The organism is Marinobacterium halophilum, assembly GCF_003014615.1.
GTDB lineage: Bacteria > Pseudomonadota > Gammaproteobacteria > Pseudomonadales > Balneatricaceae > Marinobacterium > Marinobacterium halophilum.
This window is the reverse complement of record NZ_PYGI01000015.1, coordinates 43,854-69,121: the sequence shown is the minus strand read 5'-3', so window position 1 is coordinate 69,121 and position 25,268 is coordinate 43,854. Positions and strand designations below refer to the sequence as shown.

The following is a 25,268-nucleotide window of genomic DNA, read 5'->3' as shown; positions in this document are numbered from 1 at the left end:
TAATTAAGCCGTTAACAATAATTACAAGCAAACGGTGCAGCCGATGTTCTCCAACGTGCTCAGTAACGCGGTGGTTTTTGACCACGCACACCCGCTCGAAGTGTCAGACTATGTCAATCAGCATGTGGGTCAGCACAGACTGGAATTCAGTGATCTTAATCTCAGCCGTCGTCCCTCCTCGCGGTTGCGTTACCGCAATTTTGCCGGCATAGGCCTGTCGTCCATAAGTTATGGTGATGATGTTCAGGTACGATGCCCTGAACTGCAGGGGATTTATCACTTTCAGGTGGTCACCCAGGGCGAATGCCGCTGGCATTTTCGCGACCAGCGCCTGCTGTTGCGTCGTGGCCAAGCGCTGATGATGAACCCCGGTGAACAGATGGACCTGGCCTATTCCGGCGATTGTGAAAAGGTTATCGTCAAAGTGCCCGAGGAGCTGGTGCGAGAAGCCTGTCTGGAGCAGGCCGGGCGAGTGCCCAGAGCCGGTATCCGCTTCGAGCGCAAGGTGATCGAACTGGAGCAGTCACTCTGCTTTATGCGCCTGCTGGATGCGCTGTTGCTGGAGGCCAATGAGAGCGAGTTGGACCTGAGCCACCTGCAGTTGCCCTATCGCGATATTCTGATTCGAAAGCTGTTACAGCAGTTCGACAGCAACCTGGGCAGTGGCAATGATTGCACCATCAATGACCGCAGCTTCACCCAACTGCTTGCCTATATTGAAGCCCATGTGCGTGATGATCTGTGCGTTGAAGAGCTGGCACAGATAGGGAATGTCAGTGTCCGTACCGTCTACAATCTGTTTGCCAAATACTTCAACGTCACTCCCAAGCTGTTCATCAAACAATCCAAACTTAAGAGCCTGCGTGAAGATCTGCGTCACAACAGCGGTATTCGCAATGTCACCGAAGTGGCACTGGACTACGGCTTTACCCATTTGGGTCGCTTCTCATCGGACTATCGTAAAATGTTCGGCGAACTCCCCTCCGAAACCCTGCGCCAAAAGCGCTGAGTCTCGAGCGCTTTTACCCATTGATGAGCTGCCGGACCGCCTGTTTCTTCAGATCAGGTCCGGCTTGTGGTTGATGCCGCAGATCGCCCCGGTGACCTGCCGGGTGCAGGCCAGTACCATTTCGTTGTAACGGCTGCCTGGACTCACATCCGTATCACCATTCATTCCCATCAGGCTGATCACGGAGGAAATGTTGCCGTTGATATCATAGATGGCGCTGGCCACCACGTTGATATCGGGCAGAAAATCGCCGTAGAAACTGCACTGATTATCCTGCCGTATTTGCTCCAGATGGGCGCTGAACCCCTGTCGGTCCAGAGTTTTGCCCCGGTGACGGGGCAACGCCGGCGGATGGCGGTAGAAGTGATCCAGAATCTGTTCACGGCGAACTACCGGCAGGTTGGCAAGAAAGATGCGGCCAGAGACGGAAAAGAAGGGTGACAGCTCCATGCCCAGGCGCACGTTCAGTGCCACCGGCTGGCTGGCATCAAGCCACTTGATCACCAGCGGGGCTTGGCCGTTCCATACCGTGACAGATACGGTCCTATCGCTGTCCGCATTGAGCTGTTCAACGGCCTTGAATGCCTGCTGGATGGGGTCGATCCGCTTGAGCGCCGCGACGCCCAGCATCAGGCTGGAAGTACCCAACACATAGCTATGGTTGTCCTGGTTGATATAGTCCATGCGCATCAGACTGACCATGTACTTATGCAGCCGGCTGGGTGACAGCTCAAGACGATCAGACAGGTTTTTCAATGTCAGTGGCCGGGGGGACTCGGCCAAGGTATTGAGGATGCGCAGGCCGATTTCCAGGGAGCCTATGCCCTGACGCTGGCTATCAGGCGTTTTCTCTGTCTGGTCAGACATCTGAGGGTATCCGTTAATGGCGCCGAAAGTGGGGGATTCTACCAATTCCATGGCGGAATCCCCAACTGCCTTGCGTCCAGAACGGTGCAAGAGGGCCTGTTGACTCGCTGTCATGACCTCAGACGCCGAGATAGGACTCGACTTCATCAAGGCTCTGCATCAGCTGACTGGACCCGGCGCTGAACACTACCTGTCCCTTCACCAGCACGATATGCTGGTCACACAGGTCCTTGAGTACCTGAATGTTCTTGTCCACGATCAAGGTGGAAATGCCGCTTTCCTTGATGCTCCTCACCACGTCCCAGATCTCCTTGCGGATCAGCGGTGCCAGACCTTCAGTGGCCTCATCCAGAATCAGCAGGTCGGGATTGGTCACCAGCGCCCGACCGATGGCGAGCATCTGTTGTTCACCACCGGAGAGCTGAGTGCCCAGGTTGGTCAGACGTTCCTGCAGGCGGGGAAAGGTGTCCAGCACCCGCTCGACAGTCCAGTTCTGTTCACCTTTCTGGTTCGGCCGTGCGGCCATCTCCAGGTGCTCGCGCACGGTCAGGTTGTGGAACATGCCGCGGCCTTCCGGCACATAGGCGATATCCTTGCGCATGCGCTGCCAGGTGGGCAGGTGGCTGATCTCTTCCCCCTGAAAAATCACATGACCACTGCGCGGGGGTACCAGGCCGAGGATCGATTTCAGCGTGGTGGTCTTACCCATGCCGTTGCGCCCCATCAGGCTGACCGCCTGGCCGGGCTCGATGGCAAAGCTGACCCCGTGCAGAATGTGGCTCTCGTCGTAGTAGGTATGCAGGCCTTTTACTTCTAGCAGTTTCGTCATTGTCAGAATACCTCGTCGCCTTGCCCCAGATAGGCCTCTTTTACCCGTGGATCGTCACGCACCCGATCCACGCTACCAGTGGTCAGGTGTTGGCCGTCAACCATGACCGTCAACTGGTCGGACAACTCGAATACCGCGTCCATGTCGTGTTCCACCAGCACGATGCAGTACTCCCGTCTGAGTTTTTTCAGCAACTCGATGATCAGCTGAGACTCTTCGTGGCCCATACCGGCCATGGGTTCATCCAGCAGCAACACCTCCGGCGAGGTGGCCAGTACCATGGCGATCTCCAGCTGGCGCTGTTCGCCGTAACTGATGTGTGAGGCGACCTCGTTACGGCGATGGCCCAGCCCCACTTTTTCCAGGGCTTCGGTGGCGATCTCATCAAGCACTTTCTGGGTGTAGCGCGAGCGCAGGAAATTAAAATTGCCGCCCATGCGCCGCTGTACCGCAACGCAGCAGTTTTCCAGGCAGGTGGCGCCCGGATAAATGTTGGTCTTCTGAAAACTGCGACCGATGCCCCGTCGAGCAAAGGCGTATGACTTGATCGCCTCGATGGCCGCACCCTTGTGCAGAATGCTGCCCTGAGTCGGCTTGTAATGGCCGCAGAGCATGTTCAGTAGGGTGCTTTTGCCGGCGCCGTTGGGGCCGACAATGCCGTGCAGTTGTTTGTCGTAGAACTGCAGCGAAATGTTATCCAGCGCCTTGAGTCCTCCCCAGTATTTGCACAGCCCTTGGGTTTCCAGCATGACATCCAGATCCAGTGATACTTGGGTGTTCATATGCGTTTCTCCAGCAGTTTCTCCATATATCCGGCGATGCCGTTTTTGAAGATCATCACCATGGCGATAATCAGGATGCCCATGAACAGCATCCAGTATTCGGTTAGGTGCTCGAGCAGGTAGTGCAGTCCTTCATAAGCGAAGGTGCCCAGAATGGCGCCGTATATGGAGCCCATGCCGCCGAGAATCGACATCACCAGTGCCGAGCCGGAGGTGGTCCAAGCCATCATCGACGGGTTGACGAAGCCATACTGCAGGGTGAACAGGTAGCCGGCGTAAGCACCCAGTGCCGAGGCGATGACATAACTCATCAGGCGGTACATGAATATGTTGTAGCCCAGAGCAGTGGTGCGGCCGGGGTTTTCGTTGATGGCATCCACTACGCGTCCGAAACGGGAGCGAATCAATACGCGGAAGAACACTAGCGTATTGAACAGTGACAACAGACACAGGTAGTAGAAATGGATCGGATTATCCAGATCGAAAAAGCTAAGGCCAAAGATGCTGGTTTCAGGCTTTACGTAAATGAACAGACCGTCGTTACCTCCGAACTCGATTGAGTCGGAGAAGAAGTAAAAGGCCATCTGCGCGAACGCCAGGGTAATCATGATCATGTAGATACCGCTGGTTCTCAGCACCAGAAAGCCGATCACTAGTGCGACAGCTGCAGCAATTGTGCAGATGTAAAAGGTATAGACCCAAAAGTTTACCGCCTCGTATTCGGGAGCGATCATCCAGAACAGATACCCCCCGAGGCCATAGAACATGGCGTGGCCAAGCGTAATCAAGCCGCAGCGGCCGACCAGGTAGTCCAGCGACATGACAAAAAGGGCAAAGATCATAACGCTGGTCAGTTTGCTGACAAAGAATGTGTTCTCGGCCAGAAACAGCGGCATCAACAGTGCCAGGGGGAAAAACACCCAGATAAAGTAACGTTCGGTACGTTTATTGAACAGCATGGTACGGACTCCGAATCAGGAAGAGAACAAACCCTGAGGCTTGATCAGCAGGATGAACGCCATGACGATGTAGATCATCATGCTCGACATCTGTGGCACCAAAACTGATGCGAATGTATCCACCAGCCCTACCAGCAACGCTGCCACGAATGCGCCCTTGATCGAGCCCATGCCACCAATGACCACCACCACGAAGCAGGTGATAAGGATGTGTTCACCCATGCCGGGTACGATGGACGACATGGGTGCTGCGACTACACCTGCGACAGCAGCCAACATGACACCAATGGCAAACACGATGGTATAGAGCTGGCGGATATCGATGCCCAGGCACTCCACCATCTCACGGTTGGATTCACCGGCACGGATCAGCATGCCCAGACGGGTCTTGTTGATCATGAAGTACATCACCACTGCGATGGCAATGCAGAGCAGGGCAACGAAAATACGATAGACCGGGTATTCGAGCACATCGGTCAGCGGCACGGCACTGGATAGCGCTGCAGGGACGGCAACGCCCAGTGGATCATTGCCCCACAGAAGGCTCTGCAGGGCGTTGAACACGAAGATCATGCCGATGGTCAACAACACCTGGTCGAGATGATTACGCCGGTAGAGCTGCCGAATCAGGGTACGCTCTACGACCACACCGATGATAAGCGCAATTACCGCCGAAATGATGGCGCTGAGAGCGAAACTGCCGGTATGTTCGACGAAATACCAGGCGAGGTAGGCACCGACCATATACATGGAGCCATGCGCCAAATTGAGGATGCCCATAACGCCAAACACCAGCGTCAGGCCCGAAGCGATCAAAAACAGCAGCAGGCCGTACTGCAGGCCATTGATTAGCTGCACAAGAAAAAGAGACGTGTCCATGACAGAGCCCGGTGAAATCAGTTGGTTGGAAACGATCGGGCAGACTCTGCCTGCCCGACAGAGGATCAGAGCTTGCAGCCGCGGCCCGGGTCGGCCAGTGCCGGCGAGGCAATCTCGAGCACCTTGTTTTCGCCGTTTTCCACGGTTCGCAGATAGATGTTCTGCACCGGGTTATGCGCGGCCGAGAAGGTGAAGTCACCGCGCGGGCTGTTTACAGTGGTGGTTTCCAGCGCCTTGATCAGCGCCTTTTGGTCGGAGATGTCGCCCTTCAATTCGTTGACCGCAGAGGCAATCATCAGGCCGGTGTCATAACCCTGGACCGCATAGATGTCCGAGGACTTGCCAAACTGTTCCTTGTAGGATGCACGGAACTTATTGTTCAGATCGTTATCCAGCGTATCTGCATAGTGCAGCGTGGTGAGGATGCCTTCGGCAGAGTTGCCCTGAGCTTCCAGGGTGCCTTCGGTGAGGAAGCCGGAGCCAAGCAGCGGAATCTTGCCTTTCAGGCCCAGCGCATCGTAGTCCTTGACGAACTTGACCGCGCCGCCACCGGCAAAGAATACGAATACCGCATCAGGGTTGATGGAGGCAATTTCAGACAGGTATGCCTGGAATTCGGTTTTCGGGAAGGGCACCAGGATCTTCTTGACCACCTCACCACCGCCGGCGGTAAAGGATTCTTCAAAGGCGTCCAGGCTTTCCTTGCCCATGCCGTAATTCCAGCTCATGGTGACCACTTTCTTGTAGCCTTTGTCCAGCGCGACTTTGCCCATGGGGTAGGACGGCTGCCAAGAGGAGAACGAGGTACGGAACACGTTTGGTGAACACAGCGGACCGGTTACTGGGCCGGCACCGGCGTTGGGCACGATCATCACCGTATCCTTGCCGCGCAGTACCTTGAGCATGCCCATGGCGACACCGGAGTGAACCGGGCCAATAATAAAGTCGGCTTCGCTGTTGCTAAGCAAAGAAGAAGCGATTTCTGGTGCGCGTTCGGGGCGGGCTTCGGTATCGATTTCGATATATTCAATCTTGCGGCCGTGCAGCTGGGCTGCATTTTCCTGCAGCGCCATCTTCATGCCATTGCGGGTGGCATCACCCAGGGCACCGTAAACACCGCTGAATGGCAGCATAACGCCTACCTTTATTGAATCCTGGCTGGCAAGAACTGGCGCACTTAGAGTAAGCGTTGCCAGGCTTGCGGCTACGGCGGTGCGCAGCGTGTTGAACTTGAGCATGTGAGACCTCTCGTGGAGTTTTATTGTTATGGTCCACTGATTAGAAAGAACCCTGATCGGCACCAATAGCCGCAGCGTGCAGACGTGTGTCCAGAAACTGCAATGCACTATTCAATCACCGCATTAATCGTGCCGAGGCTGATGTTGAGTAGGCTGCAGGCTGCAGGCAGTGGATAAAGCTTGCATTGGGCGGATTTAAAGCCGGGCGTTGGCCTGTAATAGTCGAGTCATGGCGGCTGATGCTGGTCTCAGCCGAACAGATAATAAAAGAGGTGGCTATGAAAAAAGGTGTGATGCGTCCGGGACATGTGCAGATTCGCGTGCTGGATATGGATGAAGCCGTCAAACACTACGTGGATCTTCTCGGCCTGATCGAAATGGACCGTGACGACCAGGGACGAGTCTACCTGAAGGCCTGGACCGAAGTGGACAAGTTCTCCGTTGTACTGCGTGAAGCAGACGTGGCCGGCATGGATTTCATGGGCTTCAAATGCCTCAATGAAGAGGTGGTGGACACGCTGCGTGCCGAGCTGATCGAATTTGGCTGCGAGGTAGAAGACATTCCGGCTGGCGAACTGAAAGACTGCGGCCATCGCGTACGTTTTGTTGCCCCGACAGGTCACGCCTTTGAGCTTTTTGCAACCAAGCAGCAGACCGGCAAGTGGGGCGTAGGCAACCGCAACCCCGAGGCCTGGCCGCGTGGTCTGCAAGGTATGCAGGCGAACCGCTTCGATCACTGTCTGCTCTATGGTCCCAACCTGGATCGTACACTGGAGCTGTTCCGGGATGTGCTTGGCTTTGATCTGGCTGAACAGGTGGTTGCGCCGGATGGCAAGCGCGTTGCCCAGTTCCTCACGGCCAGCATGAAAGCTCACGATGTGGCATTCATCGATCATCCCGAGCCGGGCAAGTTCCACCATGCCTCCTTCTTCCTGGAAACCTGGAACGACGTACTCAAGGCAGCGGATCTGATCTCCATGACCAATACCTCCATTGATATCGGCCCGACCCGTCATGGTTTGACTCACGGCCAGACCATCTACTTCTTCGACCCGTCCGGCAACCGCAACGAAGTATTCGCCGGTGGTGACTACCACTACCCTGATCACGAGCCGGTGACCTGGGATGCGAGCGAGCTGGGCAAGGCGATCTTCTACCATGACCGTCAGTTGAATGAGCGCTTCCTGACCGTTCTGACCTGATCCTGTTGTTGTGCTGCACTCGACTGTATGAGTTCCGCAGTCGAATTTTTTACGCCGTCATATGACGGCGTTTTTTTATGTACAAACGTGCGAGCCCTCGCACACTTTTCCGAAGGGCGCATAAGCTCGCTGCACATATGGGATAAAGAATGGCACTGGCTGGATAGTGACCACTGGCACCGCCCTCTAATCTGAGACAAACAATAAGGAGGGCATAGCATGCAAGACAATCTGATAGCCAAAGTGGGCGGTATGATGGAGGTTGATAAAGAGCAAGGTCTTTATCGCGGCCGTCGTGACATGTTCACTGATCCCGAGCTGTTTGACCTTGAGATGGAGCACATCTTCGAAGGCAACTGGATCTATTTGGCGCATGAAAGCCAGGTCGCCAACCCGAATGACTACTTTACCGGTTATATTGGTCGCCAGCCCATCGTCATCACTCACAACAAGGATGGTGAACTGAACTGCTTCATCAACGCCTGCAGCCACCGAGGCGCTGTGCTCTGCCGTAAAAAGAAAGACAACAAGTCCGTTTTTACCTGCCCATTCCATGGCTGGAGCTTCAACAACTCCGGCAAGTTGGTCAAGGTCAAGGATCCCCATGATGCAGGCTATCCGGACTCCTTCAATTGCGAAGGCTCCCATGACCTGAAAAAGGTCCGGATGGAAAACTATCGCGGCTTCCTGTTCGGTTCTCTGAATGATGATGTTAAACCACTGACCGAACATTTGGGCGAAGCGGCCAAGATCGTCGACATGATCGTTGACCAGTCACCGGAAGGCCTGGAAGTGGTCCGCGGCTCCTCCACCTATGTCTATGACGGTAACTGGAAACTGCAGGCCGAGAACGGTGCTGACGGCTACCACGTCTCCGCTACGCACTGGAACTACGTTGCCACCACGGGTCGTCGCAAGGCCGGCATGTCAGCTGATGACGTGAAGGCGATGGATGCATCCACCTGGAACAAGCAGAACGGTGGTTTCTATGCCTTTGAGCACGGCCATATTCTGCTGTGGATGAATTGGCCCAACCCGCAGGACCGTCCGCTGTACGAGCGCCGTGATGAGCTGGTCGAGAAGTTCGGCGCTGATCGTGCCGACTGGATGATCGGCAACCTGCGTAACCTCTGCCTGTACCCGAACGTGTTCCTGATGGACCAGTTCAGCTCGCAGATTCGTCACTTCCGTCCGATCTCCGTCGACAAAACCGAAGTGACCATCTACTGCATCGCGCCCAAGGGCGAGAGTGCGGAAGCGCGTGCGCACCGTATCCGTCAGTACGAAGACTTCTTCAACGCCTCAGGCATGGCGACTCCGGATGATCTGGAAGAGTTCCGCGCCTGTCAGGAAGGTTTCAAGGGCATGAATCTGCCCTGGAACGACATGTGTCGCGGTGCCGAACACTGGATCGACGGTCAGGATGAAGATGCGAAGAAAATCGGTGTGCATCCGGTGATGAGTGGCGAGAAGGTCGAGGACGAAGGTCTTTACATCGTTCAGCATCACTACTGGCAGAAAGTGTTAACCGAAGCGGCACGCAAGGAAAAGGGGGAGTAAGCCATGACTATCAGCTACGACGAAATTCGTGATTTCCTGCACTCTGAACAGCGTGCGCTGGATGACAAGGACTATGACAACTGGCTGGAGCATTACGACAAGGGTGCCGAGTTCTGGGTGCCCAGCTGGGATGTGGATGGTGAGCTGACCGAGGACCCGCAGTCCGAGATCTCCCTGATCTACTACGCCCGTCGTGATGGCCTGGAAGATCGTGTGTTCCGCATTCGTACCGACCGCTCCAGCGCCAGTTCTTTGCCGGAGCCGCGTACCCAGCACATGCTGAGCAACCTGGAGGTGCTGAACGCATCCGCCGGCGATGCCGATGTGCGCTACAGCTGGATGACCAGCAGCGTGCGTTACAATGATGTCGATACCTATTTCGGTACCGCGTTTGTCACCCTGGCGCGTGGCGATGACGGCAAGCTGAAGATCAAACGTAAGAAGGTTGTGCTGAAGAACGACTATATCCACCACGTTGTGGATATCTATCACCTTTGATCTCGACCCAACATAACAAGTGTCCCTCGGGGTGTCATCGGCATCCCTGAAGGGGACCGAGGTAGCACACAATGTATAAAGTAGCACTCAATTTTGAAGACGGTGTGACACGCTTCATTACGACTTTGCCGATGGAATCGGTTGCCGATGCAGCCTATCGTTCCGGGCTCAACATCCCGCTGGACTGCCGCGATGGTGCCTGTGGTACTTGCAAGTGTCACTGCGAGTCGGGCAGCTATGAGATGGACGGTTACATCGAGGATGCGCTATCCGATCAGGAAGCTGAACAGCAGTTTGTGCTGACCTGTCGCATGATCCCGGAAGCCGATTGTGTGGTTACCGTGCCGGCATCATCCGAAGTCTGTGTGCGCAGCCAGCAGGCGGATGTGCATGCCAAGCTGACTGATATTAACCGACTGTCCGAGTCGACCCTTTCCTTCACGGTCTCCGGTGATCAGGTGCGTGCCATGCACTTCCTGCCGGGGCAGTACGTCAATGTTCAGGTGCCGGGTACCGACCAGTCCCGAGCCTACTCCTTCAGCTCTATGGTTAATCAGGATGACGAATCCGTTTCTTTCCTGATTCGTGTCGTACCTGAAGGCCTGATGAGCACCTACATGGCCGAAAACGCCAATGTTGGTGACAACATTACCCTGCGTGGCCCCTTCGGCAGCTTCTACCTGCGCGACATCAAGCGCCCGGTATTGATGCTGGCTGGCGGCACGGGGCTGGCGCCCTTCTTGGCGATGCTGGAAAAGATCCAGCAGGACGGCAGCGAATACCCGATCCACCTGATCTACGGTGTCACCAATGACACTGATCTGGTAGAAATGGGCAAACTGGACGCTTTTGCCAGCGCCATCGATAACTTCACTTTCAGTGCCTGCGTGGCATCTGAAGACAGCAGCTGGCCGCAGAAGGGCTATGTCACCAACCACATGGGGCCGGGCCATTTGCACGATGGCGATGTCGACATCTACCTGTGCGGTCCACCGCCGATGGTTGAAGCGGTCAACAGCTTCATGCAGGAAAAGGGCATTCAGCCTGCCAGCTTCCATTACGAGAAGTTTGCCGCGAGCAAGTAAGGGGAGCGATATGCGAGCTGAACGTTTTAAAAACAAGGTGGCCGTGGTCACCGGTGCGGCCCAGGGAATCGGCCGTGCCGTCGCCCTGCAGATGGCGGTCGAGAAAGCCAGTCTACTGTTGGTGGATCGCTCCGAGATCATCAAGGAAGTGGCTGAAGAAGCCCTGGCCGCCGGTGCCGCAGCGGTACAGACTATCAATGTAGACCTGGAACAGTATGCCGGTGCCTGCAAGGCGATCGATGCGGCCGTCAGCCATTTTGGCCGCATCGATATTCTGGTCAACAACGTGGGCGGCACCATCTGGGCTAAACCCTACGAGGCCTATGAAGAGGAACAGGTTGAGGCCGAGATCCGTCGTTCACTGTTCCCGACCCTCTGGTGCTGTCATGCCGTGCTGGCGCAGATGCAGAAGCAACAGAGTGGAGTGATCGTGAATGTATCCTCCATCGCAACCAAGGGCCTTAACCGTGTGCCCTATGCGGCGGCCAAGGGGGGGGTTAATGCCATGACCGTGTGCATGGCCTTTGAAAATGCCAAACATGGCATCCGCGTCAATGCGGTGGCGCCGGGCGGGACCGATGTGGGCGAGCGGCGCATTCCGCGCAACAACGACACCATGAATCAGCAGGAGAAGGACTGGTACCAGACCATTGTCGACCAAACCATCGACTCTACTTTCATGAAGCGCTACAGCGTTCCGGAAGAGCAGGCCAACGCCATACTCTTTCTGGCCTCGGACGAGGCCTCCTACATTACCGGTACGGTATTGCCGGTGGGTGGTGGCGACCAGGGCTGAAATTTTTATCCAAACCAAGCAGGGCTCCGGCCCTGCTTTTCCGTTTTATGCTGAGGAGAAACATGATGGCAACAAAAACAATAATCGTGCCTGAAGGAATGGAATTCATCCGTGACGAGATCGGCTACGCCCCGGCGGTGCTGGTCAATGACACGCTCTATATTGCCGGTCAGATCGGCCGCAATGACCAGCGTGAGCTGGTGGCTGACAAGGAAACCCAGTTCGTGCAGGTGTTCGAGAACATGAAACGAATTCTGGATGCCGCGGGTGCCCGCTTCGAGGATCTGGTTGAAGTGACCAGCTATCACACCGACATGCGTGACCTGCCGCTCTACATGGACGTCCGCAACCGCTACATGAAAGGCTGCTACCCGGCCTGGACCGCCATTGGAGCCGCTTCGCTGTGCGGCGCACCCGGCTATTTTCTGGAGGTGAAAGCGGTCGCCGTCATTGATCGGGGGGAGGGGTAATGCTGAAAGACCTTTCGATCTCAACCATTATCGCCGGCCTGATGGCTGTGCTGGTGTCCTATTCCGGGCCGCTTGCGATCTTTTTCCAGGCGGCTCAGAACGCCGGTATCTCGGTGGAGATGATGACCTCATGGGTCTTGGCGATCTCCATCGGCGCAGCTGTGACCGGGATTGCACTGAGCCTCTGGTTTCGCATTCCGGTGATCACGGCCTGGTCGGCACCGGGTACGGTGCTGCTGGTTACGCTCTTCCCGGAGCTGTCGATCAACGAAGCGGTAGCCGCCTATATCACCGCAGCGGTCATCATTTTCCTGATCGGCATCACCGGTCTGTTTGACAGGGTGGTGCAGCTGATCCCGACAGGGGTCGCCGCCGCCATGATGGCGGGTATCCTGTTTGACTTCGGGCTGGGGGCTTTTCGGGCGCTGGATTCGGTCCCGCTGGTGACCAGTGTGATGATTCTCGGCTTTGTACTGTTCAAGTTCGTCAGCCGTGCCTATTTTCTGGTGCTGATGGTGGTGTTGGGTGTGGTGCTGTCCGTCACCGCCCTGGATGCCAACTTGAGCCAGCTGGAATGGCGACTGGCCAGCCCGATTTTGATCATGCCCGAGTGGAGCTTGAGTTCGACGCTGGGGCTGGCGCTGCCGCTGGTGATTGTCAGCCTGACGGGGCAGTTCTTGCCGGGCTTTACCATCCTCAAGGCCTCGGGCTACCGTTTCGCTTCCAGGCCAATTGTGTCGATGCTGTCACTGGTATCAATACCGACCGCGTTCTTCGGTGGCATTACCACAGTGATTGCCGCCATCACCGCCTCGATCTGTACCAGCTCCGAAGCGCATGAAAACCCGGACAAACGCTACTGGGCCGGAGTGGCCAATGGTGTGTTCTACCTCATAGGCGGCATTCTGGCCGGTAGCATTGTGTTGTTTTTTACCAGTTTCCCTGCGGAAATGATCGCCATCATCGCAGGGTTGGCGCTGTTGAGCGCAATCAGCAACAGTCTGAGTGCTGCCTTGGAAGACAAGAAGCAACTGGATGCGTCGTTGATAACCTTCATGGCGACAGCCTCCGGCATCAGCATCCTGGGCATCGGTGCTGCCTTCTGGGGCGTAGTGCTGGGGTCCGCCGTATATGCGCTGCAGAACGTGCTGCGGATGCGTCAGGTGCGAGTGGAGGCTGATTAGCAATCACAAATATGCATTTAATTCCACAAACGGGATTTCAAGCCCTCGTTTTTGGCTGTTTCATCCCGTTTTTGCAACGCTATACTGGATTTCAATCTGGCGGGCAGTCCTTTGAAAGTAAGGGCTGTTGCCGTGTGATCCAACAATAAAATGATCGGCGCGCGCTTGCGGCCGGCCGAGACAGATCAAGGTGAGCCATGAAAGAGTTCAAACACTTTATCAACGGTGAGTATGTCGCATCTGCCAGCGGCAAGACCTTCGAGAACCGTTGCCCGGTGGATAACAGCCTGATCGGCATGATCCATGAAGCCGGCGAAGCTGAAGTCGATGCCGCCGTACGTGCTGCCAAAGCGGCGTTGAAGGGGCCCTGGAGCAAGCTGACCCAGGCACAGCGAACTGATCTGCTGAACAAGGTTGCGGACCGTATCAATGAACGTTTCGACGAGTTCCTCGAAGCCGAATGCCGTGATACCGGTAAGCCGCGCTCTATCGCCAGCCATATTGATATCCCCCGTGGCGCTGCGAACTTCAAGGCATTTTCCGAAACACTGGCCAACCACCCGACCGAAGCGTTCCGCATGGATACCCCGGATGGAAAAGGTGCATTGAATGTCGGCCACCGTACACCCAAGGGTGTCGTTGCCGTAATCTCTCCGTGGAACCTGCCGCTGCTGTTGATGACCTTCAAAGTTGGTCCGGCACTGGCCTGTGGTAACACCGTGGTCGTGAAGCCTTCTGAAGAAACCCCTGCGACGACTACGCTGCTCGGTGAAGTCATGAACGAGTGTGGCGTGCCGGCAGGTGTGTTTAACGTAGTGCATGGCTTTGGCCCTCAGTCTGCTGGCGAATTCCTGACCACACACCCGTTAGTCAATGCGATTACCTTTACCGGTGAAACCCGTACCGGTGAAGCGATCATGCGTGCCGCATCAGTGGGACTGCGCAACATCTCCATGGAGTGTGGCGGCAAGAACCCGGGCATCGTCTTTGCCGATTGTGATATTGAGAAAGCCGTGGAAGGCACCATGCGTTCTGCCTTCGTTAACTGCGGCCAGGTGTGTCTGGGTACCGAGCGGGTTTATGTCGAACGTCCGGTTTTCGAGAAATTTCTCTCCCGCATGAAGGAAGAGGTTGCCAAGCTGAAATTGGGTCGCCCGGAAGACAAGGAAGCCAACTTTGGCCCGCTGGTCAGCCTCGAACACCGCGACAAGGTCAAATACTACTACGACCTGGCCCGTGAAGAGGGCGCGACCGTCGAGATCGGTGGCGGGATTCCGGACATGGGTGCCGAGCTCAACGATGGTGCCTGGATCGAGCCGACCATCTGGACGGGCTTGTCAGATGATGCCCGCGTGATTCGCGAAGAGATCTTTGGCCCATGCTGCCATATTCGCCCGTTCGATACTGAAGACGAAGCAATTGCACTGGCGAATGACACTGATTATGGCCTGGCATGCGCCATCTGGACCGAGAATTCTGCCCGTGCCGTTCGCGTTGCTGAGCAGATGGAAGTGGGTCTGGCTTGGGTTAACTCCTGGTTCCTGCGTGACCTGCGTACCTCGTTCGGTGGTGCCAAGCAGTCCGGTATTGGACGTGAGGGCGGTGTACACGGTCTCGAGTTCTACACCGAAACCAAAAATATCTGCATCAAGCTCTGAGGAGAGACGATGGACAAGCAACTGATTCAGGCCTGTGGTGACGAACTCTATCAGGCAATGATTGACCGTACACCGGTGCGCCCGTTGACCGAGCGTTTCAGCGATATCACTATCGATGATGCTTACCATATCTCCTTGCGCATGCTGGAACGCCGCATTGAAGCGGGTGAGCGAGTCATTGGCAAGAAGATCGGCCTGACCTCCAAAGCGGTGCAGAACATGCTGAAAGTTGGCCAGCCCGACTTCGGTTACCTGACCGACTCCATGGCATTCAGCCAAGGCGAAGAGATGCCGATCTCCGAGCGTCTGATGCAGCCCAAGGCTGAAGGCGAAATTGCTTTCATCCTGAAAAAAGATCTGATGGGCCCGGGCATCACCAATGCAGACGTATTGGCAGCGACCGATTGCGTTATCCCGTGCTTCGAAGTGGTTGATTCCCGCGTCGAGAACTGGGACATCAAGATACAGGACACCGTGGCGGACAATGCTTCCTGTGGTCTGTTCGTGCTGGGAGACCGTGCGGTTGACCCGCGCAAGGTCGATCTGGCGACCTGCGGCATGGTAGTCGAGAAGAACGGCTCCATTATCAGTACCGGCGCTGGCGCCGCTGCACTGGGTAGCCCTGTGAACTGCGTCACCTGGTTGGCCAATACCTTGGGTCAATTCGGCATCCCGTTGAAAGCGGGTGAAGTGATTCTGTCCGGCTCTTTGGTACCGCTTGAACCGGTTAAGGCGGGCGATTTCATGAGCGTCAGTATCGGTGGCATCGGCAGTGCATCTGTCCGTTTCATCTGATCGGTCGAATTGATTACAGGAAGAAACAGCATGAGCAAAAAACTGAAAGCGGTCATCATTGGCCCCGGTAACATCGGCACCGATCTGCTGATGAAAATGCAGCGCTCCGAGTGGATCGAGCCGGTGTGGATGGTCGGGATCGACCCCGAGTCCGAAGGCCTCAAGCGTGCCGAAGAGATGGGCATCAAAACCTGCGCCACCGGCGTGGACGGTATCCTGTCGCACGTGATTGAAGACGACATCCGTGTGGCCTTCGACGCCACCTCGGCCTACGTGCATGCCGAGAACAGCCGCAAGCTGAACGAACTGGGCGTGATCATGGTCGATTTGACCCCCGCCGCCGTCGGCCCGTTCTGCGTACCGCCGGTCAATCTGGCCGACCACGCCAAGAACCTGGAGATGAACGTCAACATGGTCACCTGCGGTGGTCAGGCGACGATCCCGATGGTCGCTGCCGTATCCCGTGTACAGCCGGTTGAGTACGGCGAGATCATCGCGACCGTCTCTTCCCGCTCCGTCGGCCCGGGTACGCGTCAGAACATCGACGAGTTCACCCGCACCACCGCCGGTGCCGTTGAGAAGGTCGGCGGTGCCAAAGAGGGCAAGGCGATCATCATCATCAACCCGGCCGAGCCGCCGCTGATGATGCGTGACACCATCCACTGCCTCACCGAAAGCGAGCCTGATCAGGCCGCGATCACCGAGTCCGTGCACGCCATGGTGAAAGAGGTACAGAAATACGTACCGGGTTACACCCTGGTCAATGGCCCGATCTTTGATGGCAACAAGGTGTCCTGTTTCATGCAGGTGGAAGGGCTGGGTGACTTCCTGCCCAAGTACGCCGGCAACCTGGACATCATGACCGCAGCCGGTCTGCGCACCGCCGAGATGTTCGCTGAAGAAGCGGCCAACGGCACCATCACACTGCCGGCACGCGGCTAAGCGGGAGAGATGACAATGAATTTGAACGGTAAAACAGTCACGCTGCACGACATGTCTCTGCGTGATGGCATGCATGCCAAGCGCCACCAGATCAGCCTTGACCAGATGGTCAGCATCGCCTCGGCGATGGATGAGGCGGGCATGCCGCTGATCGAAGTGACCCACGGCGATGGCCTCGGCGGTCGCTCACTGAACTACGGCTTTCCGGCCCACAGCGATGAGGAATACCTCAGCGCCGTTGTGCCGAAGATGAAAAACGCCAAAATTTCCGCGCTGCTGTTGCCGGGTATCGGTACGGTCGACCACCTGAAAATGGCCAAGGACTGCGGCGTTTCTACCATCCGTGTCGCCACCCACTGCACCGAAGCGGATGTGTCTGAACAGCACATCGGTATGGCGGCCAAGATGGAAATGGACACCGTCGGCTTCCTGATGATGGCGCACATGGTCAGCCCGGAGAAGATTCTGGAACAGGCCAAACTGATGGTTGGTTACGGGGCCAACTGCATCTACGCCACCGATTCTGCCGGCTACATGCTGCCGGACGAAGTGACCGCCAAGATCGGTTTGCTGCGCGCTGAACTGCCATCCAACATCGAAGTGGGCTTCCACGGCCACCACAACATGGGCATGGCGATTGCCAACTCACTGGCGGCGATTGAAGCCGGTGCCTCGCGCATCGACGGCTCGGTTGCAGGCCTGGGTGCCGGTGCCGGTAACACGCCGCTGGAAGTGTTCTGCGCGGTGCTGGAGCGGATGGGCGTCGAGACCGGTGTTGATCTGTACAAGATCATGGATGTGGCCGAAGACCTGATCGTACCGATGATGGATCAGCCGATCCGCGTGGACCGTAACGCACTGACCCTGGGTTATGCCGGTGTGTACTCCTCATTCCTGCTGTTTGCAGAACGTGCAGAAAAGAAATACGGCATCTCGGCCCGTGACATTCTGGTCGAGCTGGGCCGTCGCGGCACCGTGGGTGGGCAAGAAGACATGATTGAAGACCTGGCACTGACCATGGCGAAAGAGAAGGGGTTGATCTAATGGCTGAAGTATACGAGAACAAGCTGACACGCTCACAGATTGAAGAGCTGGCGATTCATTGTGAGAACGCTGAACTGGAAGCTTATGAGATCACCAAGATCACGGATGATTTTCCCAATATGACCTACAAGGATGCTTTCGACATCCAGTGGGAAATCCGTCGTCGCAAGGAAGAACGTGGCCACAAGATTGTCGGCATGAAAATGGGGCTGACCTCGTGGGCCAAGATGGCTCAGATGGGTGTTGAGCAGCCTTGCTATGGCTTCCTGGCCGACTACTTCAGCGTACCTGAAGGCGGCGAGATCAAGCATGATGAGTTGATCCACCCGAAGATCGAAGCCGAGTTGGCTTTTGTTCTCAAGGACGAACTCAAAGGGCCAGGCGTTCACATTGGTGATGTTCTGCGCGCCACCGATTTCGTGATGCCTGCTGTTGAAGTCATCGACTCACGCTACAAGGACTTCAAATTCGACCTCAAAAGCGTGATCGCTGATAACTCTTCGTCTACCCGTTTCGTGACCGGTGGCCGTATGGCTGACATTGCTGATGTTGATCTGAAAAACATCGGTGTGGTAATGGAAATTAACGGTGAAGTGGTTCAGACCGGTGCGGGTGCTGCCGTGTTGGGTCATCCGGCGGCTTCAGTAGCGATGCTGGCTAACATGATGGCTGAACGTGGTGAAAGCCTGCCTGCTGGCAGCTTTATCATGATCGGTGCGATCACGGCGGCCGTGCAGGTGAATAAGGGCGATGCATTCACGGTGCGTTATCAGGGCCTGGGTACTCTGAGCGGCAAGTTCGTCTGAGGAGGTCTATATGCCTGTTGCACAGATCCACATCATGGAAGGGCGCAGTGATGAGCAGAAAGAGATGCTGATCGAAGAGGTCACCAGCGCCATTGCTCGCTCTCTGGATTCGCCGGAAGCCAATGTCCGGGTCATTATTACCGAGATGCCCAAACAGCACTTCGGCATTGGTGGCCAGTCGGCCAGGAAGCTGGGGCGCTAACCAACGCCCTAGTCGTTACACTCCAGTTGCTTGTCTCCTTTACCCCGCCTTTATGGCGGGGTTTTTTATCTGGGGCGTCCGGACGGTGCCGGTTTCAGCAGGACACGAAGACGGGCAATGCTTGGGTGTTGGGGAAATTGTTGCAGTAACTGGCTGATCAGGAGGTGAGCCCGCTCCCGGTCACCCGTGTGGTATAGCGCCAAGGCGTAGCGATACCCGAAATCAGCATTATCCGGCGCCTGTCGCCAAGCCAGGGCCAGGTCGTCGAGTGCAGGCGGGATTTGTCGCAGCTGCAGCCGGGTCAGGCCGCGCAAGTGGTGCAGATTGGCGTTGTCCGGCATGACTTCCAACCCACGCTTCAGCAGCTCAATGGCTTCGTCAAACCGCTGTTGCGATCGCAGCAGTTCGGTCAGCAAGATATAGGCTGGCTGGTAGGCGTTATCCATCTGCAGGGCGATGTTCAGGTTCTGCTCGGCGATTGCCGGTTGGGTGGTTAGCTCATAGCTGGCGCTCAGGGTACGCCCGGCCGGGCGGTCTGCCTGCTGCGTCAGGTAATCTTCATACTCCCGTCTTACCCCTGTATCTTCCGTGGGCAGAGCCCGTATTCGCAGCAGGGTTTCAAACGCTGCGAGGCGCACGCTTAGACGCTCATCGTGCAAGCCCGCATTGGCATGGGGTCGCACGGCCGATACGGGCAGATTGGCGGCAGCTGTCCAGCTGCTTTCACGTAGCAGAGGGTTGGGCGACTGCAGCTGTTCCAGAATTAGCGCGGGGGCAATCTGGGCGAGTGCCGGGGCCTGCTGTTCCAGCAGGCTTGCGCGATACAGCGGTGCGGAGGCCGGGTCGGCAATGAATGCGGCCATGGCGGGCAGGTCGGCCTGCTGGATCTCGAACCAGTCGGCGCGCTCCCGATGGTCGGGCCAGAGCTGCGTCAGTTGCTGTATCGACCATTCACGGCTTTGGTCATCGTGGCATGCCAAACAGGGGTCGGGGCTACCAGCGCGTTGTGCAGTGACTGGGTTGGGCGTGGTGAAGTTGTGCTCCCGGCGCGGGTCTACCTGCATATAGGTCCGTTCGGGCATATGGCAACTGATGCATTGAGCACCGGTCGAATCCTGCGGGTGGCGGTGATGTTCGCGGCGGTCAAAGCTGGCCGCCGCGTGGCACTGGCCGCACAGCGCGTTCCCCTCGGCGATGGGTTGTGCGCTATGAGGATTGTGGCAGTTGCTACAGACCACACCCGCGCGGTGCATGTTGCTCTGCAGGAAAGAACCAAGCACGAACACTTCCTCGCGTACCCGACCATCGGGGAAGTAAAGCGGGCTGTGCAGGCGGTTAAGACGGTACTGGTTATGGATGCGCCCGCTCGGGGTCTGGTCCAGTCGGGTACGCAGCGCATGACAGCGACCACACGTTTCGACTTGTGCGGAGGATGATAGTGGGCCGGTGTGCTGCGGTTTCTGTTCCGTGGTTCCGGTGAGCCAAGCTCCCCTGGCCCTCAGGTCGACCCCGGCTGGCAGGGTGCGACCTTGCTGAGCAGCCTGCGCATGTACGCTGGCGTCGGCGTGGCAGGCGCTGCAGCTGACGTTGATCTGCTCGAAACGGGTGTCATAGCGGTCCTGGCCCGGTGAATAGGCTTTGCTCAGGCCGGTACTGTGGCAGTCGGCGCACATGCTATTCCAGTTCTGGTAGACCCCACGCCAGTGCAGCGGGGCGCCGGGGGGCTGGTGCCCGGGATCATCCAGGCGAAACCAGCGCTGGCCGCCCGCGTCAGCACTGCGGCTGTCCCAAGCAATATTCAGCGCCTGCAGCTTGCCGTCGCCGATGTCGATCAGATACTGCTGCAGCGGGTAAATGCCAAAGCTGTAACTGACCGTCCAGCGTGTCTTTTGGCCGGCCTCGATCAGGTTGACGCGGTATTGCCCTTCCTCGCGATAGAACTCGGCCTCAAGTCCTTCGCTGACGAAGTGGCCATGGTCGAAATTGCCCAGCAGGGTATTGGTGCTGGCCGGCTGCATGGAGTGGGCATGCTGGGATGCTTGCCACTCACGAGTTTCCTGTTCATGGCACTGGAGACAGCGTTCGGCTTCATTGGCCACGACTGGCTGCAATAACTGTAGGATGAGTAAACTGACAAAAGTGATCAAATGATTCATTGCTGCCCCACCACAATTGAAGATTTAACGAAAGCAACATGTCGAAATCTGCAACCGGGTTCGCTGTGAAGCATAAGATACCGAAATTGCAGGTTTCGGAAATAGCCGAAATATGGGTATGATTTTTGCTGAAAAAGAACAAAAACAACAACGGCCCGATTCCCATGAACAGCGCATTGCCTTTTTCATATAACACCTGTCTTGAGTCTGGTGACTTCGATGAGGTCCAGACATTCCTGAATTCGCGTATCGATGAACGGGAGGTCAAGCCTCTGACGTCACAAGGCGGCAGCATCAATCGCTTCACCTTGCAGCCATTGCAAAAGACCTTTGTTTTTGGTGCCTGTTGGGGCGAGCGTGTGCATGTGCGTTCCGGGGCGCTCAGTACTTGCCATCTGGTACTGCCGCTGAACCGTACGATACGTGTTTGCAACATCAACCGTACGTTGGGGACCAATGAGATACTGATTATGATGCCCGGGTCCGAAGCTGATTTGATCTGGGATGCAGGGACCTCAGCCATCGTCATTACCTTTGACAGTGAGACAGTACAGGCCTGGTCCGGCCTTAAGAGTGAAAGCCTGCTTTCTGGAGCACTGAGAATCCTGTGCTCGTCGAGCCGGCAGGCGCGTTCGCTGTTCAGTTTGCTGCAGTGTGTGGCCAGCCAGCACCAGATTAATGAGGGTAACGTTCAGCCGGTGATGCAGCAGCATTGGGAAAACCTGTTGATTGAGACGCTGTCCGACCAGCTGACCGATACCATCCCAGCCCAAATTGATATCCTCCCATTACATTTACGTCGCGCCGTAGATTGGCTGAAGGCCCATATCGAGCACCCCCTGAATGTGTCCGATCTGGTGAAAATCGCAGGGTGTAGCCGTCGTTCACTGGAAACCGGTTTTCAGCAGTTCATCGGCTGTTCACCGGCGCGCTACATCCTGCAGCAGAAACTAGAGCTTGCACACCAGCGCCTGCAGCAAGCGCAGGGAAGTGTCAGTGACGTGGTGTATCAGTGCGGTTTCAACCATCTCAGTCATTTTACCCGGCTGTACAAGGATTATTACGGCGAAACGCCATCCCAGACTTTGAGACAGCGTACGCTGGTCACACGGGGCTAAGCATACCTTTATGCTATTTACTCGACACAGCGATCAAACACACAGGTGGTAAAACTGTAACCGATCTTCTTCATCTTCTCCGGATCGGACGGGAACACGCCGTTGTCACGCACGTAGGCGTCCCAGTCGGACAGCAGTTCGGCCAGTTTTTCCGGTTCCTGCTGGGCCAGGTTATGGCGTTCAGTTGGATCGTTTTTCAGGTTGAACAGCTGCCACTCGCCATTGCCATAGGGCTGTTCCAGCAGACGGATTTTCCAGTCGCCCTTGTGAATCGCCGAGCGGCCGAACAGCTCCCAGCCCACCGCGCGTTCTTCTGTTTTCTCCCCTTTCAGCGTGGGCAGCATGGAACGACCCTGGATCGGCAACACTTCACGGCCGTTGTAGGGGGTTGCCACGTCCTTGGCGCTGGCGAATTCGAGTAAGGTGGGCATCACATCCTTGACATGGATAAACTCGTGGTTGATCTGACCGGCCAGCTTTGCACCGGGCAGGCGCATGATGGCGGGCGCTACCAAACCGCCCTGAGAGGCGAAACCCTTGAACAGCGGGAAGGGAGTGGCACTGACCTGTCCCCACTGAGCTCCGTACCAGACGTAGGAATTGGGACGTCCCAAATTTTCAAAGCTGTTGTCATAGTCACTGGCAAACCAGGCCTTATTGCCAGGGAGTACTTCAGGGCTGTTGCCGTCGGCACCATTATCAGACATGAACATGATCAGGGTATTGTCCAGTTCGCCCTTCTCATCAAGCCAGTCAATCAGACGGCCGATGTTGTGATCCATGTTGTCCACCATGGCGGCGTAGATTTCCATGCGGCGGGCTTCAAGTTTGCGCTGCTCGTCGCTCAGTTCTTCCCAGCGAGGTAACTGGGTCATCGGGGTATGAGCCGTTACTGAAGCATCGATAATGCCCATCTCGTGCATCCGCTCCAGGCGTGCCTGGCGAACCTGCTCATATCCTTCTTCGTACTTGCCCTCGTACTTTTTCAGGAAGGCGTCCGGTGCTTGTAGTGGCCAGTGTGGTGCGGTGTAGGCAACGTAGGCAAAGAAGGGTTTGTCTTGTGCCAGATCCTCGTCGATGTAGTCCATCATCAGGTCGGTGTATGAATCGGATGAGAAAAAACCCTTGGGCAGATCAACACTCTTGCCGTTGTTGCGGTAGATCGCTTTTGGATCCTTGCTGATGATGGCGCGCTGGTCGTCGAAATGGCTGGCGCCACCCTGGATCAGGGCAAACGACTTGTCGAAACCGCGCGCTGCCGGACTCTTGTCCTCGCTGCGGCCCAAGTGCCATTTGCCGACCATGTAAGTGTTGTAGCCGTTGTCGCGCAGTACTTCCGGTAGGGTTGCCACGGATGTATTCAGGTAGCCCTCATACCCTGGCTTGCCTTGCTGTTCCGGCTGCAGCAGCTCGGCCATGTTACCCAGGCCGGCTTGGTGGCTGTCGGTGCCGGAGAGCAGCATGGAACGGGTCGGTGAGCAGGTCGGGGCGGTATGGAAGTCGGTGAGGCGAATACCCTCGGAGGCCAGCTCGTCCAGGCTTGGGGTCTCGATTTCACCACCAAAGGCACCGATATCAGAATAACCCAAATCATCGGCGACGATCAGCAGGATATTGGGCCGTTCGGCGGCGGAGGCAAGTGCGGAAGAGGTCAGCAGGGTGGCAGCAAGGGCGGCCTTGCGCCAGAAGGAATGTCTTATGTTCATGGAGTGCCCTTTAATTTTTGTTATGGGAACAGGCTGCGTGAGCAGCGCATTCAGTATCCTCACAGTGTGGGCGTATGCGTTAACCGATTTGCGCAGGGCGTGTCACGTTTGCGCAACTTATTTGCGCCAGTCTGCCGAGTATTGTCGTTGTGTAAAGGGCTGGCGATCGAGGTGTACACGAGTTCCTTCAGTGATTGAAAAATATCGATATTGAGCATTTGATGATTTGCGAAAATGCCCCTTCATTTTTTGATGATTTGATTAAGTAGTATTGATGGAGAGACGGAAAACATGCACGGATATGTATCCGTTTACGATGCGGTTGTTTCATAACATATTGTTTTATATTATTTATTTCATTTGTTTTTTTTGTTTTTCTGTTTTGGCATAGCGGTTGCTTTATCGATATGAAGCTGATGTTTGTGCCTATTCATCCAGAAGAACAATAATGATGAAACCACCAAAAGTATTCGCCTCTGCAGACCCGTTGTCTGCAAGCCTGTCCGCATTACATTCACTGCCACGCGTACCGCATGCCTGGAAAGTGTTGTCCCTGATTGTTTGCCCTCTCCTGATGGCTGGGTGTGAAGCACCGCTCGACCTTGCTGGGATAGACGGTGAGCGTAATACATCCGTACGTCGTACCGATCAGATTCTGTCATTGGCGGTCACGGATCGGGTCCAGGTAGCCGTTGGCAGCAATGGCCTGGTGTTGACCCGTGCCAGTGATGCCGGAGAGTGGCAACGGCAAACACTGAGTCATGGGCCCAATCTGATCGATGTAGATGTTTGTCCCGATGGCTCGTTGATTGCCCTGAGTTTTGAGCGCCAGCTGTGGACGGCCAATGCGGCAGGACAGCAATGGCAATCCATTGACCTGCCGACCCCGGAGAATCTGCTTGGCGCAACCTGTGCGCCTGACGGCAGCTACTGGGCGGTGGGCAGCTTTTCGACATTGCTCAGCAGCGATGATGGGGGGCGCAACTGGTTTGAAACCACGCTTAATGAAGATGCGATGCTGACCAGTATCCAGTTCTTGGATACGCAAACAGCCTATACCACCGGTGAGTTTGGTCTGGTTGCCCGCACCGACGATGGCGGTCAGACCTGGCAGCCCCTCGAGTACATACCCAACGATTTCTACCCCCAGGCAGCACACTTCCGCACCGAGGAGCGCGGGTGGGTGGTCGGTCTGGACGGCCAGATCATGCACACCCGTGACGGCGGTGTGAGCTGGCAGGCAGAGGTCACGCCGGTGGCCGCTCCCCTGTACGGTCTCGCCGACACGTCCGCCGGTCTATTCGCCGTCGGAGAAAACGGCACTGTGTTAGTCCGTAGCGGCCAGTACTGGGAACGATTGGAGAGCCCAGCGTTACCGGTCTGGCTGCGTTCTGCAGTTGTGCTGGATAACGGAGAGCTACTGGTCGCCGGTGGTGCCGGTACCTTGATGTCGCTGCCCATCCAATAATAACAACACGACGGT

The 25,268-nt window shown here is 56.3% G+C and carries 24 protein-coding genes; 16 read left to right on the top strand and 8 right to left on the bottom strand.

All coding sequences use genetic code 11. The features are described from left to right. Positions 1-43 precede the first annotated feature (43 nt). Positions 44-1,009 carry an AraC family transcriptional regulator gene (locus CLV44_RS11245; protein WP_106592214.1) on the top strand — a complete coding sequence of 322 codons (966 nt, stop codon included), beginning with the start codon at positions 44-46 and terminating at the stop codon, positions 1,007-1,009. Positions 1,010-1,057: 48 nt separating this feature from the next. Here the strand turns inward: CLV44_RS11245 and CLV44_RS11240 are convergent, their stop codons facing one another. The 6 genes from CLV44_RS11240 to CLV44_RS11215 all read right to left on the bottom strand — a co-directional run bounded on the left by CLV44_RS11240 (position 1,058) and on the right by CLV44_RS11215 (position 6,563). Next, entirely contained in the window at positions 1,058-1,876 is an 819-nt protein-coding gene (locus CLV44_RS11240) for an IclR family transcriptional regulator (RefSeq protein ID WP_106592213.1), read from the bottom strand. A gap of 118 nt (positions 1,877-1,994) precedes the next feature. Beyond that, on the bottom strand, positions 1,995-2,705 hold the full coding sequence (locus tag CLV44_RS11235) for an ABC transporter ATP-binding protein (RefSeq protein WP_106592212.1): 711 nt from the start codon (positions 2,703-2,705) through the stop codon (positions 1,995-1,997). 2 nt (positions 2,706-2,707) lie between these two features. Continuing rightward, positions 2,708-3,487 (bottom strand): ABC transporter ATP-binding protein, encoded by a 780-nt coding sequence (locus CLV44_RS11230; protein WP_211298130.1) that lies wholly within the window; start codon positions 3,485-3,487, stop codon positions 2,708-2,710. Beyond that, the gene (locus CLV44_RS11225; protein ID WP_106592211.1) at positions 3,484-4,446 is read right to left on the bottom strand and encodes a branched-chain amino acid ABC transporter permease; all 963 of its coding nucleotides are present in this window, start codon (positions 4,444-4,446) and stop codon (positions 3,484-3,486) included. Before CLV44_RS11225 ends, CLV44_RS11230 begins: the two co-directional genes overlap by 4 nt. Before the next feature lie 15 nt (positions 4,447-4,461). After that, a complete protein-coding gene (locus tag CLV44_RS11220; RefSeq protein ID WP_106592210.1) occupies positions 4,462-5,325 on the bottom strand; it encodes a branched-chain amino acid ABC transporter permease in 864 nt (287 codons plus the stop codon). Between the two features lie 65 nt (positions 5,326-5,390). Then, entirely contained in the window at positions 5,391-6,563 is a 1,173-nt protein-coding gene (locus CLV44_RS11215) for an ABC transporter substrate-binding protein (protein WP_106592209.1), read from the bottom strand. A gap of 278 nt (positions 6,564-6,841) precedes the next feature. Between CLV44_RS11215 and CLV44_RS11210 the strand changes: the two genes are divergently transcribed. The 13 genes from CLV44_RS11210 (at position 6,842) to CLV44_RS11150 (ending at position 18,805) form a co-directional block, all read left to right on the top strand. Further along, entirely contained in the window at positions 6,842-7,765 is a 924-nt protein-coding gene (locus CLV44_RS11210; RefSeq protein ID WP_106592208.1) for a catechol 2,3-dioxygenase, read from the top strand. 219 nt (positions 7,766-7,984) lie between these two features. Beyond that, a complete protein-coding gene (gene benA, locus CLV44_RS11205) occupies positions 7,985-9,325 on the top strand; it encodes a benzoate 1,2-dioxygenase large subunit (protein WP_106592207.1) in 1,341 nt (446 codons plus the stop codon). Between the two features lie 3 nt (positions 9,326-9,328). Continuing rightward, positions 9,329-9,823, top strand: coding sequence for an aromatic-ring-hydroxylating dioxygenase subunit beta (locus tag CLV44_RS11200; RefSeq protein WP_106592206.1), 495 nt, complete (start codon positions 9,329-9,331; stop codon positions 9,821-9,823). Positions 9,824-9,894: 71 nt separating this feature from the next. Next, positions 9,895-10,908 carry a benzoate 1,2-dioxygenase electron transfer component BenC gene (gene benC / locus CLV44_RS11195; protein WP_106592205.1) on the top strand — a complete coding sequence of 338 codons (1,014 nt, stop codon included), beginning with the start codon at positions 9,895-9,897 and terminating at the stop codon, positions 10,906-10,908. A 10-nt stretch (positions 10,909-10,918) separates the two neighbouring features. Continuing rightward, positions 10,919-11,704 (top strand): 1,6-dihydroxycyclohexa-2,4-diene-1-carboxylate dehydrogenase, encoded by a 786-nt coding sequence (locus tag CLV44_RS11190; protein WP_106592204.1) that lies wholly within the window; start codon positions 10,919-10,921, stop codon positions 11,702-11,704. A gap of 65 nt (positions 11,705-11,769) precedes the next feature. Next, the gene (locus tag CLV44_RS11185; RefSeq protein WP_106592203.1) at positions 11,770-12,174 is read left to right on the top strand and encodes a RidA family protein; all 405 of its coding nucleotides are present in this window, start codon (positions 11,770-11,772) and stop codon (positions 12,172-12,174) included. Beyond that, on the top strand, positions 12,174-13,358 hold the full coding sequence (locus CLV44_RS11180) for a benzoate/H(+) symporter BenE family transporter (protein WP_106592202.1): 1,185 nt from the start codon (positions 12,174-12,176) through the stop codon (positions 13,356-13,358). Before CLV44_RS11185 ends, CLV44_RS11180 begins: the two co-directional genes overlap by 1 nt. 197 nt (positions 13,359-13,555) lie before the next feature. Beyond that, the gene (locus CLV44_RS11175; RefSeq protein WP_106592201.1) at positions 13,556-15,016 is read left to right on the top strand and encodes a 2-hydroxymuconic semialdehyde dehydrogenase; all 1,461 of its coding nucleotides are present in this window, start codon (positions 13,556-13,558) and stop codon (positions 15,014-15,016) included. Positions 15,017-15,025: 9 nt separating this feature from the next. Further along, entirely contained in the window at positions 15,026-15,811 is a 786-nt protein-coding gene (dmpE, locus tag CLV44_RS11170) for a 2-oxopent-4-enoate hydratase (RefSeq protein ID WP_106592200.1), read from the top strand. A 30-nt stretch (positions 15,812-15,841) separates the two neighbouring features. Beyond that, positions 15,842-16,753: an acetaldehyde dehydrogenase (acetylating) gene (locus tag CLV44_RS11165; RefSeq protein ID WP_106592199.1), complete on the top strand. Its 912-nt coding sequence runs from the start codon at positions 15,842-15,844 to the stop codon at positions 16,751-16,753. Positions 16,754-16,768: 15 nt separating this feature from the next. Further along, a complete protein-coding gene (gene dmpG / locus CLV44_RS11160; RefSeq protein ID WP_106592198.1) occupies positions 16,769-17,797 on the top strand; it encodes a 4-hydroxy-2-oxovalerate aldolase in 1,029 nt (342 codons plus the stop codon). Then, positions 17,797-18,603 (top strand): 2-oxo-3-hexenedioate decarboxylase, encoded by an 807-nt coding sequence (dmpH, locus tag CLV44_RS11155; protein ID WP_106592197.1) that lies wholly within the window; start codon positions 17,797-17,799, stop codon positions 18,601-18,603. The genes dmpG and dmpH overlap by 1 nt, the downstream gene beginning before the upstream one ends. 10 nt (positions 18,604-18,613) lie before the next feature. Continuing rightward, positions 18,614-18,805: a 2-hydroxymuconate tautomerase gene (locus tag CLV44_RS11150; RefSeq protein ID WP_106592196.1), complete on the top strand. Its 192-nt coding sequence runs from the start codon at positions 18,614-18,616 to the stop codon at positions 18,803-18,805. A gap of 65 nt (positions 18,806-18,870) precedes the next feature. Here the strand turns inward: CLV44_RS11150 and CLV44_RS11145 are convergent, their stop codons facing one another. After that, positions 18,871-20,961, bottom strand: a complete 2,091-nt coding sequence (locus CLV44_RS11145; protein ID WP_106592195.1) for a tetratricopeptide repeat protein — start codon at positions 20,959-20,961, stop codon at positions 18,871-18,873. A gap of 164 nt (positions 20,962-21,125) precedes the next feature. Between CLV44_RS11145 and CLV44_RS11140 the strand changes: the two genes are divergently transcribed. Further along, positions 21,126-22,079 (top strand): helix-turn-helix domain-containing protein, encoded by a 954-nt coding sequence (locus CLV44_RS11140; protein WP_146139997.1) that lies wholly within the window; start codon positions 21,126-21,128, stop codon positions 22,077-22,079. A 17-nt stretch (positions 22,080-22,096) separates the two neighbouring features. Here CLV44_RS11140 and CLV44_RS11135 read toward each other — a convergent pair whose 3' ends face one another. Then, complete coding sequence (locus CLV44_RS11135; RefSeq protein ID WP_106592193.1) at positions 22,097-23,785, bottom strand: arylsulfatase; 1,689 nt, start codon at positions 23,783-23,785, stop codon at positions 22,097-22,099. A gap of 448 nt (positions 23,786-24,233) precedes the next feature. On the opposite strand from CLV44_RS11135, the gene CLV44_RS11130 reads away from it, so the two are divergent. Further along, complete coding sequence (locus CLV44_RS11130; RefSeq protein ID WP_245912678.1) at positions 24,234-25,253, top strand: WD40/YVTN/BNR-like repeat-containing protein; 1,020 nt, start codon at positions 24,234-24,236, stop codon at positions 25,251-25,253. Positions 25,254-25,268: the final 15 nt, after the last annotated feature.